This window comes from Streptomyces chromofuscus (genome assembly GCF_015160875.1).
GTDB lineage: Bacteria > Actinomycetota > Actinomycetes > Streptomycetales > Streptomycetaceae > Streptomyces > Streptomyces chromofuscus.
The window spans coordinates 7,291,795-7,314,953 of record NZ_CP063374.1 but is presented as its reverse complement, the minus strand read 5'-3'; the positions used below and the strand labels follow the sequence as shown (position 1 = coordinate 7,314,953).

Sequence of the window (23,159 nt, the reverse complement as noted above, 5' to 3'; positions counted from 1 at the left end):
CGGCCCGGCCTCCCCCGGAGGCCGGGCCGGTCCTCACCCGGCGGCGGTTCCCGCCCGGGCCGCCGCCCCGTCGGCGGTCTCTCCCCCGTTGCCGGACGCCCGCCGTCCCCGGCGACGGGCGATCTCGCCCAGGATCACGTCCACGACGACGAACGCGGCCAGCGGTATCCCGAGCAGCGGCACGAAGTAGCCGACGACGGCGACCGCAACCATCAGCGGGACCAGGATCTGCGGCGGCACCTGCGCCCAGCCGCCGCGCGGTATCGGCCGGCCGAAGGCGGAGCCGCGCCCGCGCTGCCACCACATGCGGTAGCCGAGCACGATCAGCACGATCAGGGACAGCGCGAGCAGCATCAGGGCGATCTGGTTCACGAGCCCGAACAGGACGCCGCTGTGCAGGTCGATGCCCCAGCGGGTCAGCTTCGCGAGCAGCGGATGGTCGGCGAACCGCAGTACGTCCGTCACCTCGCCGGTCGCCGGGTCGACGGCGACCGAGTCCTGCTTCTCGGGCCAGCTGCGCTGCACCTGCTTCACCACGTAGGCCGATTCCGCGTCGGCCGGCGGGACGATCTCCACCGGGTCGCCCAGTCCCTCGGCCCGGGCCGCGGCCAGCACCTTGTCGAGGCCGACGCCGTGTTCACCGGTGCCGCCGGAACCCTCGGCGGCGCCGTGGCCCCCGTGGTCGCCGCCCGCCGTCGCCGAGACCGAGGGCGTGGAGTGGCCGAGCGAGGTGCGCAGTTCGTCGATGTTCGCGCCGGCATGGGCCGACCAGGTCAGGCCGGTCGCCGACAGGAAGAGGAAGCCGATCGCGGCCCAGACGCCGATCGTGCCGTGCAGGCCGAGGGTGCGGCGCCGCCCGCTGGTGCCGCGCACCCTGCGCAGGGCGCGGCGGCGGGTGAACCACAGCACCAGGCCCCCGAGAGCGATCAACCACAGCCAGCTCGCGGCGAGTTCGCTGTAGAGGCGGCCGGTGTCGCCGAGGTGCAGATCGCGGTGGAACTCGTCGATCCAGGTGCGCAGCGGCAGCGCCCCGGTGGCGCCGTACTGCTCCAGGGCCCCGCGCACCTCCCCGGTGTAGGGATCGACGAACACGGCGAGCGTGTGGCCCTCGTCGACGCCGGGCACGCCGGACAGCATCACGCGCGTGGTCGCGTCGTCGTCCGGCGACGGCCGTACGGCCGAAACCGTGCCCTGGGGGTGGGCCGCGCGGGCGGCGGCCACCTGCTCGGACATCGCGAGCTCGGTGGCGCCGACCTCGGGGACGGTCATCTCGTCCGCGTACACGACCTTCTCCACCTGGAACGAGGCGGCGTACAGCAGGCCGGTGGTCGCGGCGACGAGGAGGAAGGGGGCGACGAGCAGTCCGGCGTAGAAGTGCAGGCGCAGCACGAGCGGACGCAGGGGCGCCCAGCTGCCGACTCCCGGCGGCGGAGCGGTCGGTTGGGGGGCCTCTTCCGTGCTGGTCGAGGAAACGGTGGTCATCGGCGGCTCTCCAAAGAAGCGGGGGGCGGTCTTCGGCCGTAGTGGTGCAGTAGTCGGCGCCCAAGTGCCCCACGTTCCCACCGAGTTCAGTGACCTGCGTCACAAGAATGGGGGTCATGGCATGCTGGCCCCATGTCTGCTGCCCATGACCGTGTACCGCTCGCCGAGCGCGTCGAGCGACTCCTCGCCACCGACGGTCCGTTGAGCGTCGTCGCCGCCGGAGACCCGGTCCTGCGGCAGGCCGCCGAGCCGTTCGACGGCCAGCTGGAGCCCGCTCTGCTGGCCCGGTTCGTGGACGCCCTGCGCGTCACCATGCACGCGGCGCCGGGTGTCGGTCTGGCGGCGCCCCAGGTCGGCGTACCGCTGCGGATCGCGGTGATCGAGGACCCGGCGCCGGTGCCGGAAGAGGTGCGGCTGGCCCGCGGGCGGGAGCCGCTGCCGTTCCGGGTGCTGGTGAATCCCTCCTACGAGCCGGTCGGCGCCGCGCGGGCCGCCTTCTTCGAGGGCTGTCTGAGCGTGCCGGGCTGGCAGGCGGTGGTGGCACGGCCCACACGGGTGCGGCTGACCGGCTGGGACGAGGCCGGCCGCGCCGTGGACGAGGTGTTCTCCGGGTGGCCCGCCCGCATCGTGCAGCACGAGACGGACCACCTGGACGGCGTGCTCTACGTCGACCGCGCCGAACTGCGCTCCCTGTCCGCGAACCGGACGGTGGCGGAGCGCTGGGCGCAGCCGACGCCGGAGGCGGCCGCGCGCGAGCTGGGCTTCGAACTGCCGCGGTGAGCGCTGCCGGTCAGTTGTCCCGGTAGCTCTCCAGCAGCCGCAGCCACACCTCGCTGATCGTCGGATACGACGGCACGGCATGCCACAGCCTGCTCACCGGGACCTCCCCGGCGACGGCGATGCTCGCCGAGTGGATCATCTCGCCCACGCCCGGGCCCACGAGCGTCACCCCGCGCAGGATCTCGCGCTCCACGTCGACGACCATCCGCGCACGCCCTCGGTAGCCGTCGGCGTACAGGCCCGCGCCGGCGACCGAGGACAGGTCGACGTCGACGGCGCGGACGCGGTGGCCGGCCTCCTCGGCCTCCGCCAGGGAGAGCCCGACGGCCGCCGCCTCCGGGTCGGTGAAGACGACCTGCGGCACGGCCGCGTGGTCGGCGGTGGCGGCGTGCGCGCCCCACGGTCCCGACTCGAGGTCGGTCACGCCGGAGGCGCGCGCGGCGATGGCGGCGCCCGCGATCCGGGCCTGGTACTTGCCCTGGTGCGTGAGCAGGGCGCGGTGGTTGACGTCGCCGACCGCGTACAGCCAGTCGGTGCCGTCGACGCGGAGGCTGTCGTCGACGGACAGCCAGGAACCCGGTGCGAGGCCGACGCTGTCGAGCCCGATGTCGTCGGTGCGCGGGGCGCGGCCGGTGGCGAAGAGGATCTCGTCGGCCTCGATGCGGTCGCCCCTGTCGGTGACGGCGACGACCGTGCCGTCCTGCCGGGTCACCGACTCGACCGAGGTGCCCGTGCGGATGTCCGCGCCGGCCTCCGTGAGCGCCTCGGCGACCAGCTCGCCGACGAAGGGCTCCATGCGGTTCAGCAGGCCCTTGCCCCGCACCAGGACGGTGACCCGGGAGCCGAGGGCCTGCCAGACGGTGGCCATCTCGGTGGCGACGACACCACCGCCCACCACGATCAGCCGGCCGGGCGCTTCCTGCGCGCTGGTGGCCTCCCGGCTGGTCCAGGGCCGCACGCCGGCGAGCCCGGGCAGGTCGGGCAGCTGGGCGCGGCTGCCGGTGCACACGGCGACGGCGTGCCGTGCCGTGAGGGTGCGCCGCTCGCCGTCGGGGTCGGTCACGACGACCGTGCGGGGCCCGGCGAGGCGGCCGTGGCCGCGGTGAAGATCGGCGCCGATGCCCTTCAGCCACTGAACCTGGCCGTCGTCCTTCCAGTGGGAGGTGTACTCGTCGCGGTGGGCGAGCACCGCGGGTACGTCGAGGTCGCCCTGCACCGACTGGCGCAGGCCCGGCACCCGGCGCGCGTCCGCGCGGGCGATGACCGGGCGCAGCAGGGCCTTGCTGGGCATGCACGCCCAGTACGAGCATTCGCCGCCGACCAGTTCGCTCTCCACGACCGCGGTGGACAGGCCGGCCGCTCGGGTGCGGTCGGCCACGTTCTCCCCCACGGGTCCGGCGCCGAGCACCACGACGTCGTAGGCGATGGATTCCTTTTCCGTCATGGGGGTCAGTCTGGTGGGTGGGTTGGGCCGTGGCCACATGGGTACGCGCGCCGTTGCATGATCCGCCACGTGCGGAATACCCGACGGTCCGCCCGTGTTGGTGCCGACGGTTTCGCCCCCACACCAGGAAGTAGGGATCACGCCATGAGCCAGACCGTGGAGCTCACCAAGGACAACTTCGACCAGACGGTCACGGACAACGACTTCGTCCTGATCGACTTCTGGGCGTCCTGGTGCGGGCCGTGCCGTCAGTTCGCCCCGGTGTACGAGAAGGCGGCGGAGGAGAACCCGGACCTCGTGTTCGGCAAGGTGGACACCGAGGCGCAGCCGGAGCTGGCCGCCGCGTTCGGCATCCAGTCGATTCCCACGCTGATGATCGTGCGCGACCGGGTCGCCGTGTTCGCTCAGCCGGGCGCCCTGCCCGAGGCCGCGCTGGCCGACGTCATCGGCCAGGCACGCAAGCTCGACATGGACGAGGTCCGCAAATCGGTCGCCGACCAGCAGGCGCAGCAGGGCGACGCCCAGTAGGAGCCCGTGGTCCGCGGGGGCGGACCCGGGCAGTCGGTCAGAAGGGGTACGTCGCCACGTCCGCGCGTACCGTCGTCCAGCGCACTTCGGTGAACGCCTCCAGGTTGGCCTCGCCGCCGAAGCGGACGCCGGTGCCGGACGCGGCGACCCCGCCGAAGGGCGCCACGGCCTCGTCGTTCACGGTCTGGTCGTTGATGTGGACGATGCCGGTCGGGATGCGCTCGGCCAGTTCCAGTCCGCGCGCGGCGTCGCGGGTGACGGTGCCGAGGGACAGGCCGTACGGGGTGTGCGCGGCGGACTCGGCCGCCTCCTCGACGCTTGTGAAGGACCGTACGGGCGCGACCGGGCCGAACACCTCCTCCGCGTAGGCGGGGGTGTGGTCGTCGACGTCGGCGAGGACCCGGCGGCCTCGTAGCACTCCTGGGCGGCGACGTGCAGCTCGAAGTCCGCCTTGCCGGGGACCGAGCCGGACTCACGGACGAGCCATGTGCGCAGTTCGCCGGAGTGCGCGGTGAACAGGTCACCGGCCCGCCGCAGCACCCCGGCCCGCACGACGTGCGCGACCCTCGCCCACGCGCGCTGGGCGACGACGGCGGCCTCGGCCGCGGGGGCGACGTCGGCGGCGGTCGCGAGACGGGCGTGGCCGAGCGTGTCCCCCGTCGCGGGCTCGGTGACGGCGTACCCCCCTCCCGTCACGGGGCGGGACTGCCAGTTCCTGGGGTCGGGCAACGGCATGGTGGCCCTCCGTTCGCTCACCGGCGCGGGCTCCTCGAAGGCGTCGCCCGTCCCCCAGGTTCCAAGCACCGCGTCGAGTATGCGCCGCGCGACCGGGGCTCAGCTGGAGTCGCGGTGCACCACGGCGGCGCCCAGCACCTCGTGCCGCTCGGGCGCGGCGCCCGGGTCGCGCACGGCGCGGTCGACCAGTTCCGCCAGTTCCCGGCCGGACGGCAGCTCGATGTGGACGGTGCTGAGGCGGGGCCGCAGCAGCCGGCCCAGCATCAGGTCGTCGGCTCCGATCAGCGCCGTGTCCTCGGGGACGCGGACGCCCTCGTCCTGGAGGGCGCGCATCAGCAGCATGGCGTACTCGTCGTTGTAGGCGTAGACCGCGTCGAGGCCGAGCGCACGCCAGCGGGCGGCGAGGCGGGCGGCGGACTCCTCCTCGTAGGCGAGGGGCAGCTCGGTGACGGCCGCGTCCGTGCCGCGCAGGGCCTGTCGCACGCCGTCCAGGCGGGGCGCGGAGTAGACCTCCAGGCCGGGCTCGGCGGGGACGACGACGCCGATCCGGCGCCGGCCCCGGTCGTACAGATGACGGCCCGCCACGCGGCCGACGGTCGAATGGTCCATGAGCAGGGCGTGCGCACCCGCGACGACCGCCGGGCCGATGGTGACCACGGCCCGCGCGCCGGAGCGCTTGAGCACCCCCACGCCCTGCGGGCCGAGACCCTGGCCGGGCACCAGCACGGCCACCGGCCGCAGCTCGGCCCAGGCGCGGGCGGCCTCGTCGCCGTGCAGGCCGAGGGTGCCGTACTGCACGACCGTGTAGTCGAGGCGGCTCAGGGCCCACTGGAGTTCGTTGAGGAACCGGCTGTAGAGGGGGCCGACCGGGATGGCCGGGGAGGGCATCAGGACCATTCGGCTGTGCCCGGCGCGCAGACTGCGGGCGGCGGCGTGCGGGACGTAGCCGAGCTCCTTCGCGGCCTCGTGGACCCGGCGGCGCGTGGGCTCGCTGATCCGGACGGCGCTGGTGTTGTTCAGGACGTACGAGACGGTCGCGCGTGAGACGCCTGCCAGCCGGGCCACGTCGGCGCTCGTGGGCACGGAGCGCTGGGCCGGCGGCGCGGACGCGGACTTGTTCGGTATCTGCACCATGACGTACCGCATCTTGGCAGAGGCGGTGCCCCGTGGCTCCGGCGGGGGAAGGTGCTCCTCCGTTCAACGAACGGGGGTGCCCACCTCGACCACTTCGCCGCCACGCCCGACGACCGGGCCGCCCGCCCCTCAGCAGGGCGGATCGATGCGGGGCGGCTCGACGCAGGGCTGCCCGGCGCCCGGCGGTGCGACGGCGTGGGGCGGCTCGACGCAGGGCTGCCCGGCGCTCGGCGGTGCGACGGCGTGGGGCGGCTCGATCAGGACACCGGCGGTGGCGGTGGGAGTTCCGGTCCGTGTCACCCGCGCCACCAGGTCGCTCCACCCGGCCTCCAGCCGCTCCAGCGGCATCCCGCAGTGCTTGGTGAGGTGGTGGACCGTGGCGGGGTCGAGGTAGCCCAGCAGCGTCTGGGCCAGCAGCTCGCAGTCCGCCTCCGAGACGGCCTGCCGCAGCAGCAGCACCACATGCCGGTGCAGCAGCAGCCGGGACGGCGCGGTGTACCGGCGGTCCGGGCTCGGTTCGGCGGCCAGCTGGAGGTCCAGCTGCTCCACCGACCGCCGCAGCGACGCGGAACCGAACGCACGCAGCCGCTCCGCGGGCGGCGCGCCGGGCCCGAGCGGCGGCGGCCCGGCGAGGAACGCGGCCTGGAACTTCTTCTCGGAGTGGTCCAGCAGCGCAGTCAGCAGGCCGACCCGGTCCCCGAAGCGGCGGAAGACCGTGCCCTTGCCCACCGACGCGGCGGCGGCCACCGCCTCCATCGTCAACGCCGCCGCGCCGTGCTCCGCGACCAGCCGTCCCGCGGCCTCCAGCAGCCGGGCGCGGTTGCGCGCGGCGTCCGCGCGCAGGCACTGCTCCTCGACCGACGGGCCGAGTTCGAGCAACTCAGGTGCCCCGGTGGGCTCGCGGGGCTCCGGTAGGGGCGGCAGGGAGGCGGACATGAAGACAGCGTAAAGCACGGGGAACAAACTGGACCGCGGTCCGGTTAGGGTGCTACAACACTAAACGGACCTCGGTCCGGATCCTCATTCGTGTTCGCATCCCACCTGGAGCTCCCATGTCCGTACGCATCCTCGCGCTCGTCGGCAGCCTCCGCGCCGGTTCGCACAACCGTCAGCTCGCCGAGGCCGCCGTCAAGCTCGCCCCCGAGGGCGTCGACGTCCAGATGTACGAGGGCCTGGCCGAGATCCCGTTCTACAACGAGGACGTCGACGTCGAGGGCACCGTCCCGGCCGCCGCCGTCCGGCTGCGCGAGGCCGCCGCCTCCGCCGACGCCGTGCTGCTGTTCACTCCGGAGTACAACGGCACCATCCCGGCCGTGCTGAAGAACGCCATCGACTGGCTGTCCCGTCCGTACGGCGCCGCCGCGCTCGGCGGCAAGCCGGCCGCCGTGGTCGGTACCGCCTTCGGCCAGTACGGCGGCGTCTGGGCGCAGGACGAGGCCCGCAAGGCGCTGGGCATCGCCGGCGCCAAGGTGCTGGAGGACGTCAAGCTCTCCATCCCGAGCTCCGTCACCCGCTTCGCCGAGACCCACCCGTCCGACGACGCCGAGGTCGTCGCGCAGCTCACCGAGGTCGTGGCGAGCGTGCACGGGCAGGCGGGCGGGCAGGCCGCCTGACCGCACCGCCAGGACCCGGCCGGCTCCGACCCGTACTGAGCGGGGGTCGGAGCCGACCGCGTTCGGGGCCCCTGCCCGGGCCCGTGATGCCCCGACCGCGCCTGAGCTCGTCGTGGGACACCCGGCCGCCCTCGTCGACCTCCGCCTCACGAGGCGCCGCGGGAGGAGGCGCCGCCGTAGCAGCAGTGCACGGTGTTGCCGGCCGCGAAGTACAGCTCGCCGGACTCGCTCTTCAGGCCGTGGCACGACAAGTCCAGCAGGGGTGTGTCGCCGGGGCTCCGGTCGGAGAAGAAGTCGTCAATACCCACGGAGACGACGTGCGCACGCTCGTTGCGCACGACCTCGACGTCGAAGCCGCCGATCTCGGCCAGTGCCGCGACAGGCAACGTTCACCCCGTCGCGACGCCCGGCACGCCCTCTCGCCGCACCGGACGCCGCTCCTTGCCGGGCACACGCTGCCTGCCGCGGCACTACCTCCCCACCGTCGAATGGCGGCGCAGGAACGCGTCGAACGCCTCGGCCACCTGCTCGTCCGTCGCCTGGGAGAGCTCCAGCACGTCGTCGTCCAGCGTCAGGCGCAGCGAGGGGCGCCTGCCGTGGCACCGGCCCCACCAGTCGCGGACGACGTTCAGCACCTGGCCCAGCCCCGTGGGGTCCCCGCCCAGGCTCACCAGCAGGGCGCCGATCAGGGCGACCTCGCCCGCCCGTGCGCCGGGCGGCACCGGTGGACCGGGGACCGTCGTCACGTCGTCCACGTCGAGCTGGAGCAGTTCGTCGCGCAGATATCCGGTGAGCTTCGCGACGTGCTCGGCGTCCGCCCCCTCCTCGGACAGGACGATCTGCAACTGCGTGTCCACCGCAAGCCCCTCCGTTCGTGCTCGTCGGGGCGGCACGGAGTCAGTGGCGGTGAGGAACGTCAGCGGCTCCGCGTCATGCATCCGGTACGACCAGTCTCTGCCGTCCGCGATACGGAGGCAAACCAGCGCGCCCGCACAGTAATTGACGGTTCAACCGGGCCGGGTTTGCGCACCCTCCCCGACGGAACGCACGCCGCGGTAGCCCCCGTGGACCGCCGGGGTTCCGACGACGGGCACGTACGGCTGATGCACGTGCCGGAGGGCAGCCCGGCGGCGGACGCGCCGGCCGAGGCGCAGGAGGCCCAGGTTGGCGGTCCTCCCGCCCGACAGCTCGGCGGCCCTGCAGGCGTTCGAGCACCAGATCGCCCCGGGCAGCCGTACCGCGTCCACCCGGTAGCCGCCTCCGGCGGCACCCTTTCCACCCCGACCGCGTCCGCGCGGCCGGTGCGGTCCCCGCTGTCCACGGCTGCGGCGCGGTGCTGTCCGCGGGCGGGGCAGTCCATGGCGGCGGCCGGACGGAATCCGGCCGGCCGCTCCGCGACGCACGCGCCGCACGACGGCACGCCAGGGGCGACTTCGCGCCAACTCGGCGCCCGGCGACGGACCGCAAACGGCAACTCCCTTTCCTCGCCTCTTACTTCACACCTTGACTGAAGTGGTCCGTACCTTTACTTTCACCGGGCGTCCCTCCCCCCGCCCGTGGACTCGTCCGTTCGCAAGGTGAACGTGGCCCCGAGGCCCGCCCCCCACGAAAGGCCACCCTTACGTGCTCACCTTCTTGCGCCCCGCGCTCACGCGCCGCCGCAGAACCACCGCGGCCGCGCTGGTCACCGTGGCCACCGCCGCCCTGCTCACCGCCGCACCCGCTCCCGCGGGCGCCGCCGCGGACGCCGCCGCGGCGCTGCCCACCGGCTTCGCCACCGTCATGAACGCCGCGAGTGGCAGGTGCCTGGACGCCAGGGCGGCCGCCACCGCCAACGGCACCGTCGTGCAGCAGTACGCGTGCAACGGCACGACCGCCCAGCACTGGAGCTTCACCGACACCGGCGACGGCTACGTCCGCGTCAACAACCGCAACAACACCGCCCAGGTCGTGGACGTCAAGGACGTCTCCACCGCCGACGGCGCGGCCGTGCAGCTGTGGACCTACGGCGGCGGGAACAACCAGCAGTGGCTGCCGGTCGACGAGGGCGGCGGCGCCTACCGCTTCGTCAACCGCCACAGCGGCAAGTGCCTCGACATCCCCGGCGCCGCGACCGCGGACAGCGTGCAGTTCGTGCAGTACACCTGCAACGGCACCGCGGCCCAGCGCTTCCAGGTGGTGCCGGTGACCCCGTCGACGGCGAACCCGGACCTCGGCCCGAACGTCGCCGTCTTCGACCCGTCCATGTCGTCCTCGACGATCCAGTCCCGGCTGAACAGCATCTTCCAGCAGCAGGAGACCAACCAGTTCGGCTCCCAGCGCCACGCGGTGCTCTTCAAGCCGGGCTCCTACGACGCGGACGTCAACGTCGGCTTCTACACCCAGGTCGCGGGTCTCGGCCTGACCCCGGACGCGGTCACGATCAACGGGGCCGTGCACGCCGAGGCCGACTGGTTCCAGGGCAACGCGACCCAGAACTTCTGGCGCGGCGCCGAGAACCTCTCGGTCAACCCGACGGGCGGCACGGACCGTTGGGCGGTCTCACAGGCGGCGTCGTACCGCCGGATGCATCTGCGCGGCAACCTCGTCCTGCACGACAACGGCTGGTCCAGCGGCGGCCTCTTCGCCGACACCAAGATCGACGGACAGGTCGACTCAGGCAGCCAGCAGCAGTGGCTGACCCGCAACTCACAGCTCGGCAGCTGGACCGGCTCCAACTGGAACATGGTGTTCGTCGGCAGCCAGGGTGTGCCGGGCACCAGCTTCCCCAACCCGCCGTACACCACGGTCGCGCAGAGCCCGGTCAGCCGGGAGAAGCCCTTCCTGTACGTCGACGGCGACGGCGCCTACCGGGTGTTCGTGCCGTCCCTGCGGACCAACTCCACCGGCACCGCCTGGGCCGACGGATCCCCCTCCGGCACCTCGCTGTCGCTGGACACCTTCCACGTCGTGAAGCCGGGCGCGACCGCCGCCCAGCTCAACGCCGCGCTCGCCGCCGGCAAGAACCTCCTGGTCACCCCGGGCGTCTACCACCTGGACCAGACCCTGCAGGTGAACCGCGCCGAGACCGTCGTCCTCGGCCTGGGCCTGGCCACGTTCGTCCCGGACAACGGCATCACCGCGATGAAGGTCGCCGACGTCGACGGCGTGAAGGTCGCGGGCGTCCTCTTCGACGCGGGCACCGCCAACTCGCCCACGCTGATGGAGGTCGGGCCGCCCAACTCGTCCGCCCCGCACGCCGCCAATCCGACCTCCCTGCACGACGTGTACTTCCGCGTCGGTGGCGCGGCCGTCGGCAAGGCGACGACCAGCCTGGTCATCAACAGCGACAACGTCATCGGCGACCACATGTGGATCTGGCGCGGCGACCACGGCACCGGCATCGGCTGGAACAGCAACACCGGGGACACCGGCCTGATCGTCAACGGCGACAACGTCACCGCCTACGGCCTGTTCGTCGAGCACTACCAGAAGTACCAGACCATCTGGAACGGCAACGGCGGCCGGACGTACTTCTACCAGAACGAGATGCCCTACGACCCGCCCAACCAGGCCGCCTGGATGAACGGCTCCACCCAGGGCTACGCCGCCTACAAGGTCGCCGACCACGTCACCAGCCACCAGGCCTACGGCCTGGGCAGCTACTGCTACTTCAACGTCAACCCGAGCGTGGCCGCCGAACGGGCCATCGAGGCGCCCGTCAACCCCAATGTGCGCTTCACCAGCATGGTGACGGTCTCGCTCGGCGGCACGGGCACCATCCGGCACGTCGTCAACAACACCGGAGGTCCGTCCAACTCCGCCACCAACGTGGCCAACCTGACGAACTACCCGTAACGCGTCCGCACTCCCGAAGACGCGAAACCCTTCCCCGGTCGTCCCCCCTCCCGGCCTCGCCGCGGCTGGCGGGGCGGCCGGCCACTCCCCCACACCCCGAGGAGCGTCCTTCAGCATGCCCATCTCCCATGACAGACGGCCCGGCGCCCGACGGAACGTCACCGGCCGGCTCTCGGTCCTCGCCGTTCTCTGCGCGGTCGTCACCGCGCTGTTCACCGCGACCCCCGCCCAGGCGGCCACCGGCACGATCACCGGGCTCGCCGGGAAGTGCGTCGACGTGGCGGGCGCCAACAGCGCCAACGGCACCGCCGTACAGCTCTACGACTGCAACGGAACCAACGCCCAGATCTGGTCCAACCCCGGTGACGGCACCCTGCGGGCGCTCGGCAAGTGCCTGGACGTCGTCGACCGCAGCACCGCGGACGGCGCGGCGGTCCAGCTGTGGGACTGCTCCGGCGGCGCCAACCAGCAGTGGGTGGTCACGGCGGCGCGGGACATCGTCAACCCGGCCGCGAACAAGTGCCTGGACGTCCGGGACAACAACAGCGCCAACGGCACCCGGCTGCAGATCTGGACCTGCACCGGCGGTGCGAACCAGAAGTGGAACGCACCCGCGAGCGGCGGCACCGCCCCGTCCGGGTTCGTGGTCTCCGAGGCCCAGTTCAACCAGATGTTCCCGAACCGGAACTCCTTCTACACCTACAGCGGCCTCGTGGCGGCGCTGAGCGCCTACCCCGGCTTCGCCACCACCGGCAGCGACACTGTCAAGAAGCAGGAGGCCGCGGCCTTCCTCGCCAACGTCAACCACGAGACCGGCGGTCTCGTCCACGTCGTCGAGCAGAACACCGCCAACTACCCCAACTACTGCGACTGGGGCCAGTGGTACGGCTGCCCGGCCGGACAGGCCGCCTACTACGGGCGCGGGCCCATCCAGCTCAGCTGGAACTTCAACTACAAGGCCGCCGGCGACGCCCTCGGCCTGGACCTGCTGAACAACCCCTGGCTGGTGCAGAACAACGCGTCCGTGGCCTGGCGCACCGGCCTGTGGTACTGGAACACGCAGACCGGCCCCGGCACCATGACCCCGCACAACGCCATGGTGAACCAGGCCGGTTTCGGCCAGACGATCCGCAGCATCAACGGCGCCCTGGAGTGCGACGGCAGGAACCCGGCCCAGGTGCAGAGCCGCGTGGACGCCTACACCCGCTTCACCTCGATCCTCGGTGTCTCGCCGGGCGGCAACCTCTACTGCTGAAGACCGACCGCGACGCGGGCCTCGCCCCGTGCGCCTGACCCGACGGACGACCGGCACCCCCGCCGCGCGGGTGCCGGTCGTCCGTGTCACCGCATCGCGCACGAGGGAACGAGGTCCGCGGGGACAGCTGTGGGCCCATGCGGCCGGGTGGTGACGGGCGAACAGCGACACCGGGGCAACAGGCTTTCCCTCCCAGCCCGTTCCCCGGAAGCCGTCCTGAGGTTACCGTTCGGTAGACCACGTGCTCCGGAGGTGTCCCGCATGACGCTCGCCCCTTTTGCCGGCCTGACGGAGACCGCCCGTGCGCTCGCCGACGGCGAGGTGACCTCACGCGCCCTCGTCGAGGCGTCCCTGGCCCGGATCGACGCGACGCAGGGCACGCTGAACGCCTTCCGGATCGTCCGTGCCGAGGCGGCGCTCGCCGAGGCCGAGGCCGCCGACCGGGAACTGGCCGCGGGATCGCGCCGCCCGCTGCTCGGTGTGCCGGTCGCCGTCAAGGACGACATGGACGTGGCCGGCGAGCCGACCGCGTTCGGCTGCCCGGGGACGTTCGCCCCGGCCACCGAGGACTGTGAGGCGGTACGGCGGCTGCGCGCGTCCGGCGCGGTGATCGTCGGCAAGACCAACACCTGTGAACTCGGGCAGTGGCCGTTCACCGAGGGGCCCGCGTTCGGCGCGACCCGCAACCCGTGGAACACCGCGCACACGCCCGGCGGTTCGTCCGGTGGCTCGGCGGCGGCGGTCGCGGCGGGCCTGGTGCCGGCCGCACTCGGCTCGGACGGCGCCGGTTCGGTGCGCATTCCCGCGTCCTGGACCCACCTGATCGGCATCAAGCCGCAGCGCGGGCGGATCTCGACCTGGCCGCGCGGCGAGTCGTTCCACGGCATCACGGTCAACGGCACGCTGGCCCGTACGGTCGCGGACGCGGCCCTGCTGCTGGACGCCGCCTGCGGCAACCACGACCTGGACCCGCACCGCCCGCCCGCGCTCGACGTGTCCGAGGCGGTGGGCCGCGAGCCCGGGCGGCTGCGCATCGCCGTCGCGCTGAAGCCGCCGTTCACCGCGCTGCCCGCCCGGCCGCACCCGGAGATCCGCGCCCGGGTCCTCGAACTCGCCGAGCGGCTGGCCGCGTCGGGCCACTGGGTGGAGGAGGCCGACCCGCCCTACGGCCGGATCGGGCTGACCTTCGTCCCGCGCGCCACGGCCGGTGTCGCCGAGTGGGTCCGCGAGGCGCCCGACCCAGCCCTGCTCGACCCGCGCACCCGGGACGCCGCGCGGCTGGGCCGGCTGCTCGGCGGGGCGCCACTGCGGGCGGCTCGGCGCGCGGAGGTGGCCCTGCACCGCCGAATCGGCGCCTTCTTCACGTCCTTCGACGTGATCCTCGCGCCCACCACGGCCGCTCCCCCGCCCCGGATCGGCGCCATGCTGCGGCTCGGCGGGCTGGCCACCGACCGCGCGATGATCGCCGCCTGCCCCTACGCCTGGCCGTGGAACGTGCTGGGCTGGCCCGGCGTGAACGTCCCGGCCGGCTTCGTCAGCGGCGGTCTGCCGGTCGGCGCGCAGCTCCTGGGGCCCGCCCACAGCGAACCGCTGCTCGTCTCGCTCGCCGCCCAACTGGAGGCGGACCTGCGCTGGCACGAGCTGCGCCCGCCGGAAATGGTCGTCTCCGAGTCGCCCGCGGCATGAGGGCGATCGCCCGCGCGACTGACGTGTGCCTGCCCCACCCGTTCACGTCGGGCCTCGCAAAGGCCGTTGATGTCGGCGTCCGGGCCGCCCGTGAGCCTTCGTTGCGCGACTTTCGCACCGCCCGTCGACCGTGAGCCTGCGGACCGCCCGCCGACGCGACCTGCGGCCCCTCGCCGAAGTAGGCCTCCGGACCGCCCGTTACCGTGACCCCCGTGACTGCCTTCACGGACGAGAACGTCCCCGGCCGCTTCGGCCCCACCGCGACCACCGAGGCCGACCCGCGCGAGGTCGGCCGGGTGCGCACCGAGTACTCGCCCGCGCACGACGGCGACCCGGACCCCGGCGAGATCGTGTGGACGTGGGTGCCCTTCGAGGAGAATGACGGGCGCGGCAAGGACCGCCCGGTGCTGGTGGTGGCGCGGGAGGCGGCGGGCACCCTCCTCGCCGTGCAGCTGTCCAGCAGGAGGCACGACGGCGACCGGGAGTGGGTACCGATCGGCCACGGGCCGTGGGACCGGTCGGGGCGGGACTCGTGGGTGGACGTCGACCGGGTGCTGCGGTTGCACGAGCAGGGCATGCGGCGGGAGGCGTGCGCCCTGGACCGGATGCGCTTCAACCTGGTGCGGCACCGGCTCCGCGAGCGCTACGGCTGGAACTGACGCTCGGGGAACGCCCGTACGAACGCCTCCCGGGTCACCGCCCCGGGCGTACGGTCCAGCACGCCGAACACCACGTGCTCGAACCTCCCCGCGAACCGTCCGCCCGGCTCCAGCAGCCCCCGGAAGGCGCCCGCGACCTGCGCCGGATCGTTTCGGAACACCCCGCAGCCCCAGGCACCCAGCACCAGCCGGCGGTAGCCGTGCCGGGCCGCGGTCTCCAGGACGCGTTCGGCGCGTACGGCGAGCGCGTGCGGCAGTTCGGCCGCCCGCTCCGGCGCCGAGCGGCGCACCACCCCGGCGTTGGGCGCGGCGGCCGTCAGAAAGCTCGCGGAGTAGGGCTCGTCCAGCAGGCGGCCGCGGTCGTCGCGGAAGACGGGCACGGCGGGTGAGTGGATGACACGGTCCGTGTAGAACGGGTCGCGGTGGGCGCGGTGATGGTCGTAGAACTCCGGGGCCCGCAGCAGGCACGAGTACAGCGCGGAGGCGCGGCACAGGGCCTCCTCCTGGGCCTGGGCGCCGTTGAGGAAGCCGCCGCCGGGATTGCGGGCGGAGGCGAAGTTCAGCACGGCCGCCTCGCCGATCCGGCGGGCTGCCTCCAGACTGCTCTCGCCGGTGACCTCCACAACGGTGTCCACCGGGGCCGCGGGCGCCACCGGCACCGGCACCGGCTCGGGGCCGTGCATGCGGGTCCCGTCCCGCGCTGCCGCCACCGCCGCGGCGATCGACACCGTGCGCCCGTCGGACGCCCGGTACGCGCCCGTCGCCACGATCTGCTCGGTCTCCCGCGCGATGCCGCGCAGACGCGCGCTCATGGCGCCACCCCCGTGGGCGCCACGACCGCGCGTCCCGCGATCTCCCCCGTCGTGCTCATGAACGCATCGTGAGCGATGCTGGTCCTGCGGTGCAACGGAGTTTCCCGGGCCACCGAGCAACGGGCATCCGGTCCGACAATTCCGGATGCGTACCCTTGTGCGACGCCGCGCGAGAGGCTTGGGTGGGACGGGTGTGCCGGTCCGACTTGCCCTTCACCGGACCGGCGGCATGGTGGAATCTCAGGAGGATCCCGACATGTCTGACTCAGTCAGCGGCTGTACGGAGCCCCGTACAGCCGTCACCGAACCCGAAGTGGAGGCCCTGGTGCGGGGCATCTGCTTCAAGACCGGACCACCTCGCACCGTCGGTGTCGAAGTGGAATGGCTCGTACAAGAGCTGCGCGACCCGCAGCTGACCGTGACACCCGAACGACTCGAAGCGGCCTACGCCGCACTGCGCACCGCCCCCGTGAGGTCGGCGCTGACCGTCGAACCCGGCGGCCAGCTGGAGCTGAGCTCCCCGCCCGCCGCCTCGCTGATGGAGTGCGTGGACACCGTCTCCGCCGACCTGGACGCCGTCCGCGCGGTACTGCGCGAGCTCGGTCTCGGCCTCCTCGGCATCGGCCACGACCCGTGGCACGCCCCCCGCCGGTTCCTGCGGGCGCCGCGCTACGAGGCGATGGAGACGTTCCTCGACCGCACCGGCCCGGCCGGCCGGGCCATGATGTGCACCTCGGCGTCGGTCCAGGTGTGCCTGGACGCCGGATACGAGGAGCCCGGCCCCCTCGGCCATGTGCGGCGCTGGTGGCTGGCGCACCAGCTGGGCGCGGTCCTGCTGGCCGCGTTCGCCAACTCGCCGCTGGCCGGCCGCCGGCCCACCGGCTGGCTGTCCACCCGGCAGCTGCGCTGGGTGCAGATCGGCGCCGGCCGGGCGGGCGCGCCCGTCCTGGACGCCGACCCGCGGGGCGCGTGGGCCCGGCACGTGCTGGACGCCCCGGTGATGTGCGTACGGCAGGACGGCGGCCCATGGCACGTGCCGCGCGGGCTGACGTTCCGGGACTGGACCAGATCGGGGGCGCCCAGGCCACCGAGCCGGGACGACCTCGACTACCACATCACCACGCTGTTCCCGCCGGTCCGGCCGCGCGGCCATCTGGAGCTGCGCATGATCGACGCGCAGCCCGGCGAGGACGGGTGGATCGTGCCGCTCGCCGTGACGACCGCCCTGTTCGACGACCCGGAGGCCGCGGAGAGCGCGTACCGCACGGTCAAGCGCCTGGCCGAGCGGGCCGGACCGCTGCCCGCGCCGCACAACCGGCTGTGGCTGGACGCGGCCCGGTACGGACTCGCCGACCCGGAGTTGCACGAGGTGGCCGTCGAGTGTTTCGCGACGGCGCTGCGGGCCCTGCCCCGGCTCGGCGCGTCCACCAGGGTCACGGACGCCGTCGCCGCGTACCGGGACCGCTATGTCGTCCGGGGCCGTTGCCCCGCCGACGACCTGCTCGACAGGCTGCGCGGCACGGGCCGCCGCCCCCATTGGAAGGACCTGCGCACATGACCGACCCCGCCATCGACACGGAGACGCCCGGCGAGACCGTCGGTGAGAGTTCCGGCGAGTTCGACGCCGAGGCGTTCCGCGAGCGGGCTCTGACCTCGCTCGTCACCGCGCGGGACCGCACCACACTGCTGACCAGCTGCGTCGAGGGACCCGACCTGACCGCCCAGCACTCACCGCTGATGTCCCCGCTGGTGTGGGACCTGGCGCACATCGGCAACCAGGAGGAGCTCTGGCTGCTGCGCGCGGTCGCGGGCCAGGAGGCGATACGGCCCGAGATCGACAACCTGTACGACGCCTTCGAGCACCCGCGCGCGGAACGGCCCTCGCTGCCGCTGCTGCCGCCCGACGAGGCCCGCCGCTACGCGGCCGAGGTGCGCGGCCGGGCACTGGACGTGCTGGCCGGCACCGCGTTCCACGGGACACGGCTGACGGAGGCGGGATTCGCCTTCGGGATGATCGCGCAGCACGAGCAGCAGCACGACGAGACCATGCTGATCACCCATCAGCTCCGCAAGGGGCCGCAGGCGCTGCACGCCCCCGACCCGGAGCCGGTGCCGCTGTTCACCGGACCGGCCGAGGTCCTGGTCCCCGGCGGCCCGTTCACCATGGGCACTTCCACCGAGCCGTGGGCGCTGGACAACGAACGGCCCGCGCACCGGCGTGAGGTGGCGCCGTTCTGGATCGACACCACGCCGGTGACGAACGCGGCCTACCAGGCGTTCATCGAGGACGGCGGCTACGACGACCCGCGCTGGTGGACGGCGGACGGCTGGGCGCACATCCGCCGCTCCGCCATCAGGGCGCCGCTGTTCTGGCGCCGCGACGGCGGGCAGTGGCTGCGGCGCCGGTTCGGCGTCACCGAGGTGGTGCCGCCCGACGAGCCGGTGCTGCACGTGTGCTGGTACGAGGCCGACGCGTACGCCCGCTGGGCCGGGCGCCGGCTGCCCACGGAGGCCGAGTGGGAGAAGGCCGCGCGGCACGACCCGGCGACCGGCCGCTCGACCCGCTACCCGTGGGGCGACGCCGACCCGGCGCCCGAGCACGCCAACCTCGGCCAGCGGCACCTGCGCCCGGCACCTGCCGGCAGCTACCCCGAGGGTGAGTCGCCGCTGGGCGTCCGGCAGTTGATCGGTGATGTGTGGGAGTGGACGGCCAGCGACTTCCTGCCGTACCCGGGCTTCCGGGCGTTCCCGTACAAGGAGTATTCGGAGGTGTTCTTCGGGCCCGAGCACAAGGTCCTGCGCGGTGGCTCGTTCGCCGTGGACCAGGTGGCCTGCCGGGGCACCTTCCGCAACTGGGACTATCCGATCCGGCGGCAGATCTTCTCCGGCTTCCGCACCGCCCGGTCGGGGGACGCCTGATGTGTCGTCACCTGGCGTACACCGGGCCGGAGGAGGCCCTCGGCAGGCTGCTGGTGGAGCCTCCGTTCGGTCTGTACCGGCAGTCGTGGGCACCCCGCCGCCAGCGCTACGGAACCGTCAACGCCGACGGCTTCGGGGTGGGCTGGTACGCGCAGGGCGACCCCCGGCCCGCCCGCTACCGGCGGGCCGGGCCCATCTGGGCTGACCTGTCCTTCGCCGACCTGGCCCGGGTCGTGCGCACCCGGACGCTGCTCGCCGCCGTGCGGGACGCGACGCTGGCGGGCGCCGACGCGGAGGCCGCGGCGGCGCCGTTCGCCGCGGGGTCCTGGCTGTTCAGCCACAACGGCGCCGTCACCGGCTGGCCGCACTCGCTCGCGGAGCTCGCCCACGGCCTGCCCCCGGTGGACCTGCTGTCACTGGAGGCCCGCAACGACTCCGCCGTCGTGTGGGCGCTCGTCCTCGCCCGGCTGCGCGCCGGGGACGACCTGGGCCGGGCGCTGGCCGAGACGGTCCCCGAGGTCGCCGCGGCGGCCCCGGGCTCCCGGCTGAACCTGCTGCTCACCGACGGCGAGTCGATCGCCGCGACCGCCTGGGGCGACAGCCTGTGGTACCTCGCCCGGCCGGGCGGCGGCACGGTCGTTGCCTCGGAACCGTACGACGACGACCCACGCTGGCACGAGGTGCCCGACCGCACCCTGCTGGCGGCGAGCGGCACCGACGTGCAGCTCACCCCGCTCAAGGAGCCGAGCGACGCCTCGGCGGCCCCACCCTCCAAGGAGCCCCGCACGTGAGTCCGTTCCTTCCCACCCGCACCCTGACCGAGGACCTCACGACCGACGCGGTGACGGCCGGGGTGCCCGTCGCCGCCGACGCCGCGCCCCCGACCGGCGGAGCACGATCCCGGCACCGCGCCGATGTGGCGTCGACTGAAAAGAGGCACGCATGACCGAGACCCGCGCCTACGCCTACACCGACGTCCTCGAAGCCGAGCACTACGCCAAGGCCCTGCGCGCCGACATCCGCGACGGGCTGACCGGCGTCCCGAAGTCGACGGCGCCCACGTGGTTCTACGACGCCCGGGGCAGCGAGCTCTTCGAGGAGATCACCCAGCTCCCGGAGTACCCCCTGTGGCGGGCGGAGCTGGGGCTGCTCCAGCTGCACGCCCGGGACGTCGCCGGGCGGACCGGGGCCCGCAGCCTCGTCGAGCTCGGGTCCGGGAGTTCGACGAAGTCCAAGCTGATCATCGAGGCGCTGGACCCGGCCGGTCTGCACTACGTCGCCGTCGACGTCAGCGCGGACGCCCTCCACGAGGCCGGCGCCCAACTCGTCCGGGACTATCCGGGGATCCGTCTGCACGCCCTGCGTGCCGACTTCACGGCTCCGCTGGTCCTGCCGGCGCTGCCCGAGGACGGCCCACGGCTCATCGCCTTCCTCGGCAGCACGCTGGGCAACTTCCGGCGGTCGGCCCGTGGCCCCTTCCTGCGGGGGCTGCGAGACATCATGCGCCCCGAGGACTTCCTGCTGATCGGCGCCGACCTGGTCAAGACCGAGCAGGAGATGACCGCTGCCTACGACGACGCCCAGGGCGTGACGGCCGAGTTCAACAAGAACCTGCTGCACGTGTTGAACCGCGAACTGGACGCCGACTTCGACCCCGACGCCTTCGACCACGTGTCGGTGTGGAACAGCTCCGAAAGCCACATCGAGATGAGGCTGCGCAGTCGGTTCGAGCAACTCGTGAAAATCCGGGAACTCGATCTGGCCGTGCGTTTCGGTGACGCGGAGGAATGGATCACCGAACGCAGCGCGAAGTTCACCACGGACGGGCTGCGGGAGGAACTGACCGACGCGGGGCTGCGCACGCAGCAGCTCTGGGCCGACTCCGACGCCGGTTTCGCGCTCGTGCTCGCCACCGCGCGCTGAACGAGCGGGTGCCCGGCTCCCCGGTGAGATCCAGGTCGCTGCTCTGCCGCTCGGGCGGCAGAGCAGCGACTCGGCAAGGGAGCCGGCAGCGGGGTCGTGCGGTGGCCCGGTGTCCGCGGCGGGTGTCGGCGGTCTCCTCGGGCGCCGTCGGCCGTTCAGCCGAGGGGGACCGCCAGCGCCTCGGTGATCCGCCGGGAGGCGCGGCGGGCCTCCGCCGCCGGGTCGGCGCCGGTGAGCACCCTGGTCATGTACTCCTTGATCGGGTTGTCCGCCTCGACGGCCGCCCACTCGGGCGTGCTCGGGGTCGCCCGCCCCTGCGCGGCCCCGGCCGCCATGGCGGCGACCCCCTCCTCGTCCGCGACGGCCCCGGCGAGGGTCGTCTTGTTGGGCACGTAGTCCATGGTCCGGGCCAGTTCGGTGTTCCACTTGGCGCCGGTGAGTTCCTCGACGACGGCGACGGCGCCGTCGCGCTGGTCGGTGTTCTGGGGGATAACGAGGTCGGAGCCGCCGGTGAAGACCGCGCCGGGCTTGTCGGCGGACTTGCCGGGAACGGGGAAGAAGCCGAGTTCGCCCTCGAGGGCGGGGTTCTGCCGGACGATCGCCCGGGCCTGGCCCGGTACGGCCACGATCTGCGCGACCTTGCCCTCGGCGAACACCCCGGCCTGCGGCGGGTGTTCCTCGTCGGCGTCGACCGGGCCCTCGCCGAGCGCCTGGAGCCGGCGGTAGAAGTCCATGCCGCGCAGGGCCGCGAGGGTGTCCAGGGTGCCGGTCCAGACGCCGCCGTCCTCCCGGGCGAGGTCGCCGCCCTCGTCCCAGATGAACCCGGAGAGCGTGTACCAGTCCTGCCCGGCCAGGTAGATGCCCTGGTTGCCATCGGAGTCGAGCGTCTCGGTGGCCGCGAGCCATTCGTCGCGGGTCCTCGGCGGACGGGTGATCCCGGCCCGCTCGAACAGGTCCTTGCGGTAGATGACGACGCGGTTCGCCGCGTACCACGGGATGCCGTACTGCGTGGACCGCTGCCGGCCCGGTTCGGCGAGGCCGGGCAGCCAGTCGCGCAGGCCCCAGTCCCGCAGCGACTCCAGCGTCAGGTCGAGCAGGCCGCCGCCGTCGACGTACTGCGGGACCTGGGTGTTGCCGACCTCGACGACGTCGGGCCCGTCGGGGGTGTCGGCCTCCAGCGCGGCCTGCACCTTCTCGCCGATGCCGGTCCACTGCTGGATGCGGATGTCGAGGTCGAGATCGTCGTGCGTGCGCTCGAACTCCTCGGTGAACCGCTCCAGGAACTCCGCCGAGGCGCTGTCCTTCATCAACCACACGGTGACCGTGCGCCGTTCGGTCCCGTTCGACGGTACGAGCGCGCACCCGACGAGGAGGGAGGCCGACACGCAGGCGAGGGCGGGGAGACGAAGCTTCACGGCGGTCCTGTTCTGTCTGGCGGACAGGGGGAAAGGGCCCGACGTGGGGGGAACGAGCCGCGGCTCGTACGGGTGTCTGGATTTTGGTATGGACCAATGCGGAGGTCAAGCGGTTCCGGAAAGGCGGCCGACGCCTCGCGCTCCCCCGCTGCTTGGGGCACGGTGGAGTGACGCGCGACACACGCGACGCCGCCGTCAGCGCGCGGAGAGGAGTACCCGCATGACGAACCACACCTACCGGGTCACGGACATCGTCGGCAGCTCGCCCGACGGTGCGGACCAGGCCATCCGCAACGGCATCAGCCGCGCCTCGCAGACGCTGCGCAACCTCGACTGGTTCGAGGTGACGGAGGTGCGGGGCCGGCTGGACAACGGGCAGATCGCGCAATGGCAGGTCTGCATGAAGGTCGGCTTCCGTCTCGACGACGCCGAGTGACCCGACCCGTCAGGTCCGCCCCTCGCGCTCCTGCGCCACCTTGAGTTCGGCGGAGGGGGTCGCCCAGCGCGCCCGCACGACGGTGAAACCGGCCCGCTCCGCGTCCTCGCAGACCAGTTCGTCGTCGTCCACGAGCACCCGGATCGCACGGGTCCGCGCGAGCCGGCGCAGGATCTCCAGCTTGGTGTGCCGGGCGGGCCTGCGGTCGGCGTCGCGCCGCATGTGGACCCGCCCCTCGGGCAGTCCCTGGGCGGCGAGCCAGTCGAGCGTGTCCTGCCGGCACCGCTCGGGCCGCCCGGTGAGATACACGATCTCGCACTCCCCGGCGCTCTCCCGCACCAGCGCGATGCCCTCGGCGAGCGGCGGGTCCGCGGGAGCGGCGGCGAAGAAGCCGTCCCAGTCACGTGGCTTGCGTTCCAGGAAGTGCTGCCGGTGGGCCGTGTCGGCGAGGGTGTTGTCGAGGTCGAACACGGCCACCGGGCGTTCGTCACGAACTGTCAC

Annotated in this window: 21 protein-coding genes and 3 pseudogenes; 14 read left to right on the top strand and 10 right to left on the bottom strand. The window is 73.2% G+C overall.

What is annotated here, in order from left to right; all coding sequences use genetic code 11:
• Positions 1-33: 33 nt before the first annotated feature.
• Complete coding sequence (locus tag IPT68_RS32790; protein WP_189700094.1) at positions 34-1,482, bottom strand: PepSY-associated TM helix domain-containing protein; 1,449 nt, start codon at positions 1,480-1,482, stop codon at positions 34-36.
• Between the two features lie 132 nt (positions 1,483-1,614).
• Between IPT68_RS32790 and IPT68_RS32785 the strand changes: the two genes are divergently transcribed.
• On the top strand, positions 1,615-2,262 hold the full coding sequence (locus IPT68_RS32785) for a peptide deformylase (protein ID WP_189700095.1): 648 nt from the start codon (positions 1,615-1,617) through the stop codon (positions 2,260-2,262).
• 10 nt (positions 2,263-2,272) lie between these two features.
• On the opposite strand, the gene IPT68_RS32780 is transcribed toward IPT68_RS32785, so the two are convergent.
• Positions 2,273-3,706 (bottom strand): dihydrolipoyl dehydrogenase family protein, encoded by a 1,434-nt coding sequence (locus IPT68_RS32780; RefSeq protein WP_189700096.1) that lies wholly within the window; start codon positions 3,704-3,706, stop codon positions 2,273-2,275.
• Positions 3,707-3,850: 144 nt separating this feature from the next.
• Between IPT68_RS32780 and trxA the strand changes: the two genes are divergently transcribed.
• Positions 3,851-4,234, top strand: a complete 384-nt coding sequence (gene trxA, locus IPT68_RS32775; RefSeq protein ID WP_189700097.1) for a thioredoxin — start codon at positions 3,851-3,853, stop codon at positions 4,232-4,234.
• Positions 4,235-4,271: 37 nt separating this feature from the next.
• Here the strand turns inward: trxA and IPT68_RS34710 are convergent.
• The 3 genes and pseudogenes from IPT68_RS34710 to IPT68_RS32760 all read right to left on the bottom strand — a co-directional run.
• Positions 4,272-4,969, bottom strand: a pseudogene (locus IPT68_RS34710) (aldehyde dehydrogenase family protein).
• A gap of 99 nt (positions 4,970-5,068) precedes the next feature.
• Positions 5,069-6,103, bottom strand: coding sequence for a LacI family DNA-binding transcriptional regulator (locus IPT68_RS32765; protein ID WP_228040076.1), 1,035 nt, complete (start codon positions 6,101-6,103; stop codon positions 5,069-5,071).
• A gap of 279 nt (positions 6,104-6,382) precedes the next feature.
• Positions 6,383-7,039: pseudogene (locus tag IPT68_RS32760) on the bottom strand (TetR/AcrR family transcriptional regulator); the annotation flags it as partial.
• Between the two features lie 116 nt (positions 7,040-7,155).
• On the opposite strand from IPT68_RS32760, the gene IPT68_RS32755 reads away from it, so the two are divergent.
• Positions 7,156-7,716 (top strand): NADPH-dependent FMN reductase, encoded by a 561-nt coding sequence (locus IPT68_RS32755; RefSeq protein WP_189700100.1) that lies wholly within the window; start codon positions 7,156-7,158, stop codon positions 7,714-7,716.
• A gap of 146 nt (positions 7,717-7,862) precedes the next feature.
• Here the strand turns inward: IPT68_RS32755 and IPT68_RS32750 are convergent, their stop codons facing one another.
• A complete protein-coding gene (locus IPT68_RS32750) occupies positions 7,863-8,102 on the bottom strand; it encodes a hypothetical protein (RefSeq protein ID WP_189700101.1) in 240 nt (79 codons plus the stop codon).
• Positions 8,103-8,186: 84 nt separating this feature from the next.
• Entirely contained in the window at positions 8,187-8,573 is a 387-nt protein-coding gene (locus IPT68_RS32745) for a hypothetical protein (RefSeq protein WP_189700102.1), read from the bottom strand.
• 75 nt (positions 8,574-8,648) lie between these two features.
• Between IPT68_RS32745 and IPT68_RS35145 the strand changes: the two are divergent.
• From IPT68_RS35145 to IPT68_RS32720, 5 genes and pseudogenes are all read left to right on the top strand, one after another.
• Positions 8,649-8,970, top strand: a pseudogene (locus tag IPT68_RS35145) (DUF6424 family protein).
• A gap of 369 nt (positions 8,971-9,339) precedes the next feature.
• Complete coding sequence (locus IPT68_RS32735; RefSeq protein ID WP_373300673.1) at positions 9,340-11,553, top strand: RICIN domain-containing protein; 2,214 nt, start codon at positions 9,340-9,342, stop codon at positions 11,551-11,553.
• 115 nt (positions 11,554-11,668) lie between these two features.
• Complete coding sequence (locus tag IPT68_RS32730) at positions 11,669-12,808, top strand: chitinase (RefSeq protein ID WP_189700103.1); 1,140 nt, start codon at positions 11,669-11,671, stop codon at positions 12,806-12,808.
• A gap of 261 nt (positions 12,809-13,069) precedes the next feature.
• Complete coding sequence (locus IPT68_RS32725; protein WP_189700104.1) at positions 13,070-14,494, top strand: amidase; 1,425 nt, start codon at positions 13,070-13,072, stop codon at positions 14,492-14,494.
• Positions 14,495-14,706: 212 nt separating this feature from the next.
• Entirely contained in the window at positions 14,707-15,153 is a 447-nt protein-coding gene (locus tag IPT68_RS32720; RefSeq protein ID WP_189700105.1) for a type II toxin-antitoxin system PemK/MazF family toxin, read from the top strand.
• On the opposite strand, the gene IPT68_RS32715 is transcribed toward IPT68_RS32720, so the two are convergent.
• Positions 15,138-15,965, bottom strand: coding sequence for a TIGR02452 family protein (locus tag IPT68_RS32715; protein ID WP_189700106.1), 828 nt, complete (start codon positions 15,963-15,965; stop codon positions 15,138-15,140). The two genes, IPT68_RS32720 and IPT68_RS32715, sit on opposite strands and share 16 nt — an antisense overlap.
• A gap of 256 nt (positions 15,966-16,221) precedes the next feature.
• On the opposite strand from IPT68_RS32715, the gene egtA reads away from it, so the two are divergent.
• The 5 genes from egtA to egtD are packed head-to-tail and all read left to right on the top strand — an operon-like array spanning position 16,222 to position 20,807.
• Positions 16,222-17,523 carry an ergothioneine biosynthesis glutamate--cysteine ligase EgtA gene (gene egtA / locus IPT68_RS32710; protein WP_189700107.1) on the top strand — a complete coding sequence of 434 codons (1,302 nt, stop codon included), beginning with the start codon at positions 16,222-16,224 and terminating at the stop codon, positions 17,521-17,523.
• Positions 17,520-18,884 (top strand): ergothioneine biosynthesis protein EgtB, encoded by a 1,365-nt coding sequence (egtB, locus tag IPT68_RS32705; RefSeq protein WP_189700108.1) that lies wholly within the window; start codon positions 17,520-17,522, stop codon positions 18,882-18,884. Before egtA ends, egtB begins: the two co-directional genes overlap by 4 nt.
• Positions 18,884-19,675 carry an ergothioneine biosynthesis protein EgtC gene (gene egtC, locus IPT68_RS32700; RefSeq protein WP_189700109.1) on the top strand — a complete coding sequence of 264 codons (792 nt, stop codon included), beginning with the start codon at positions 18,884-18,886 and terminating at the stop codon, positions 19,673-19,675. Before egtB ends, egtC begins: the two co-directional genes overlap by 1 nt.
• Entirely contained in the window at positions 19,672-19,830 is a 159-nt protein-coding gene (locus IPT68_RS32695) for a hypothetical protein (protein WP_189700110.1), read from the top strand. Before egtC ends, IPT68_RS32695 begins: the two co-directional genes overlap by 4 nt.
• Positions 19,827-20,807, top strand: coding sequence for an L-histidine N(alpha)-methyltransferase (gene egtD, locus IPT68_RS32690; RefSeq protein WP_189700111.1), 981 nt, complete (start codon positions 19,827-19,829; stop codon positions 20,805-20,807). The genes IPT68_RS32695 and egtD overlap by 4 nt, the downstream gene beginning before the upstream one ends.
• A gap of 155 nt (positions 20,808-20,962) precedes the next feature.
• On the opposite strand, the gene IPT68_RS32685 is transcribed toward egtD, so the two are convergent.
• Positions 20,963-22,222: an extracellular solute-binding protein gene (locus IPT68_RS32685; RefSeq protein WP_189700112.1), complete on the bottom strand. Its 1,260-nt coding sequence runs from the start codon at positions 22,220-22,222 to the stop codon at positions 20,963-20,965.
• A 220-nt stretch (positions 22,223-22,442) separates the two neighbouring features.
• Here IPT68_RS32685 and IPT68_RS32680 point away from each other — a divergent pair, with 220 nt between their 5' ends.
• Complete coding sequence (locus tag IPT68_RS32680) at positions 22,443-22,658, top strand: dodecin (RefSeq protein WP_189700113.1); 216 nt, start codon at positions 22,443-22,445, stop codon at positions 22,656-22,658.
• Between the two features lie 9 nt (positions 22,659-22,667).
• Here the strand turns inward: IPT68_RS32680 and IPT68_RS32675 are convergent, their stop codons facing one another.
• Positions 22,668-23,159, bottom strand: a complete 492-nt coding sequence (locus IPT68_RS32675; protein ID WP_189700114.1) for a phosphatase domain-containing protein — start codon at positions 23,157-23,159, stop codon at positions 22,668-22,670.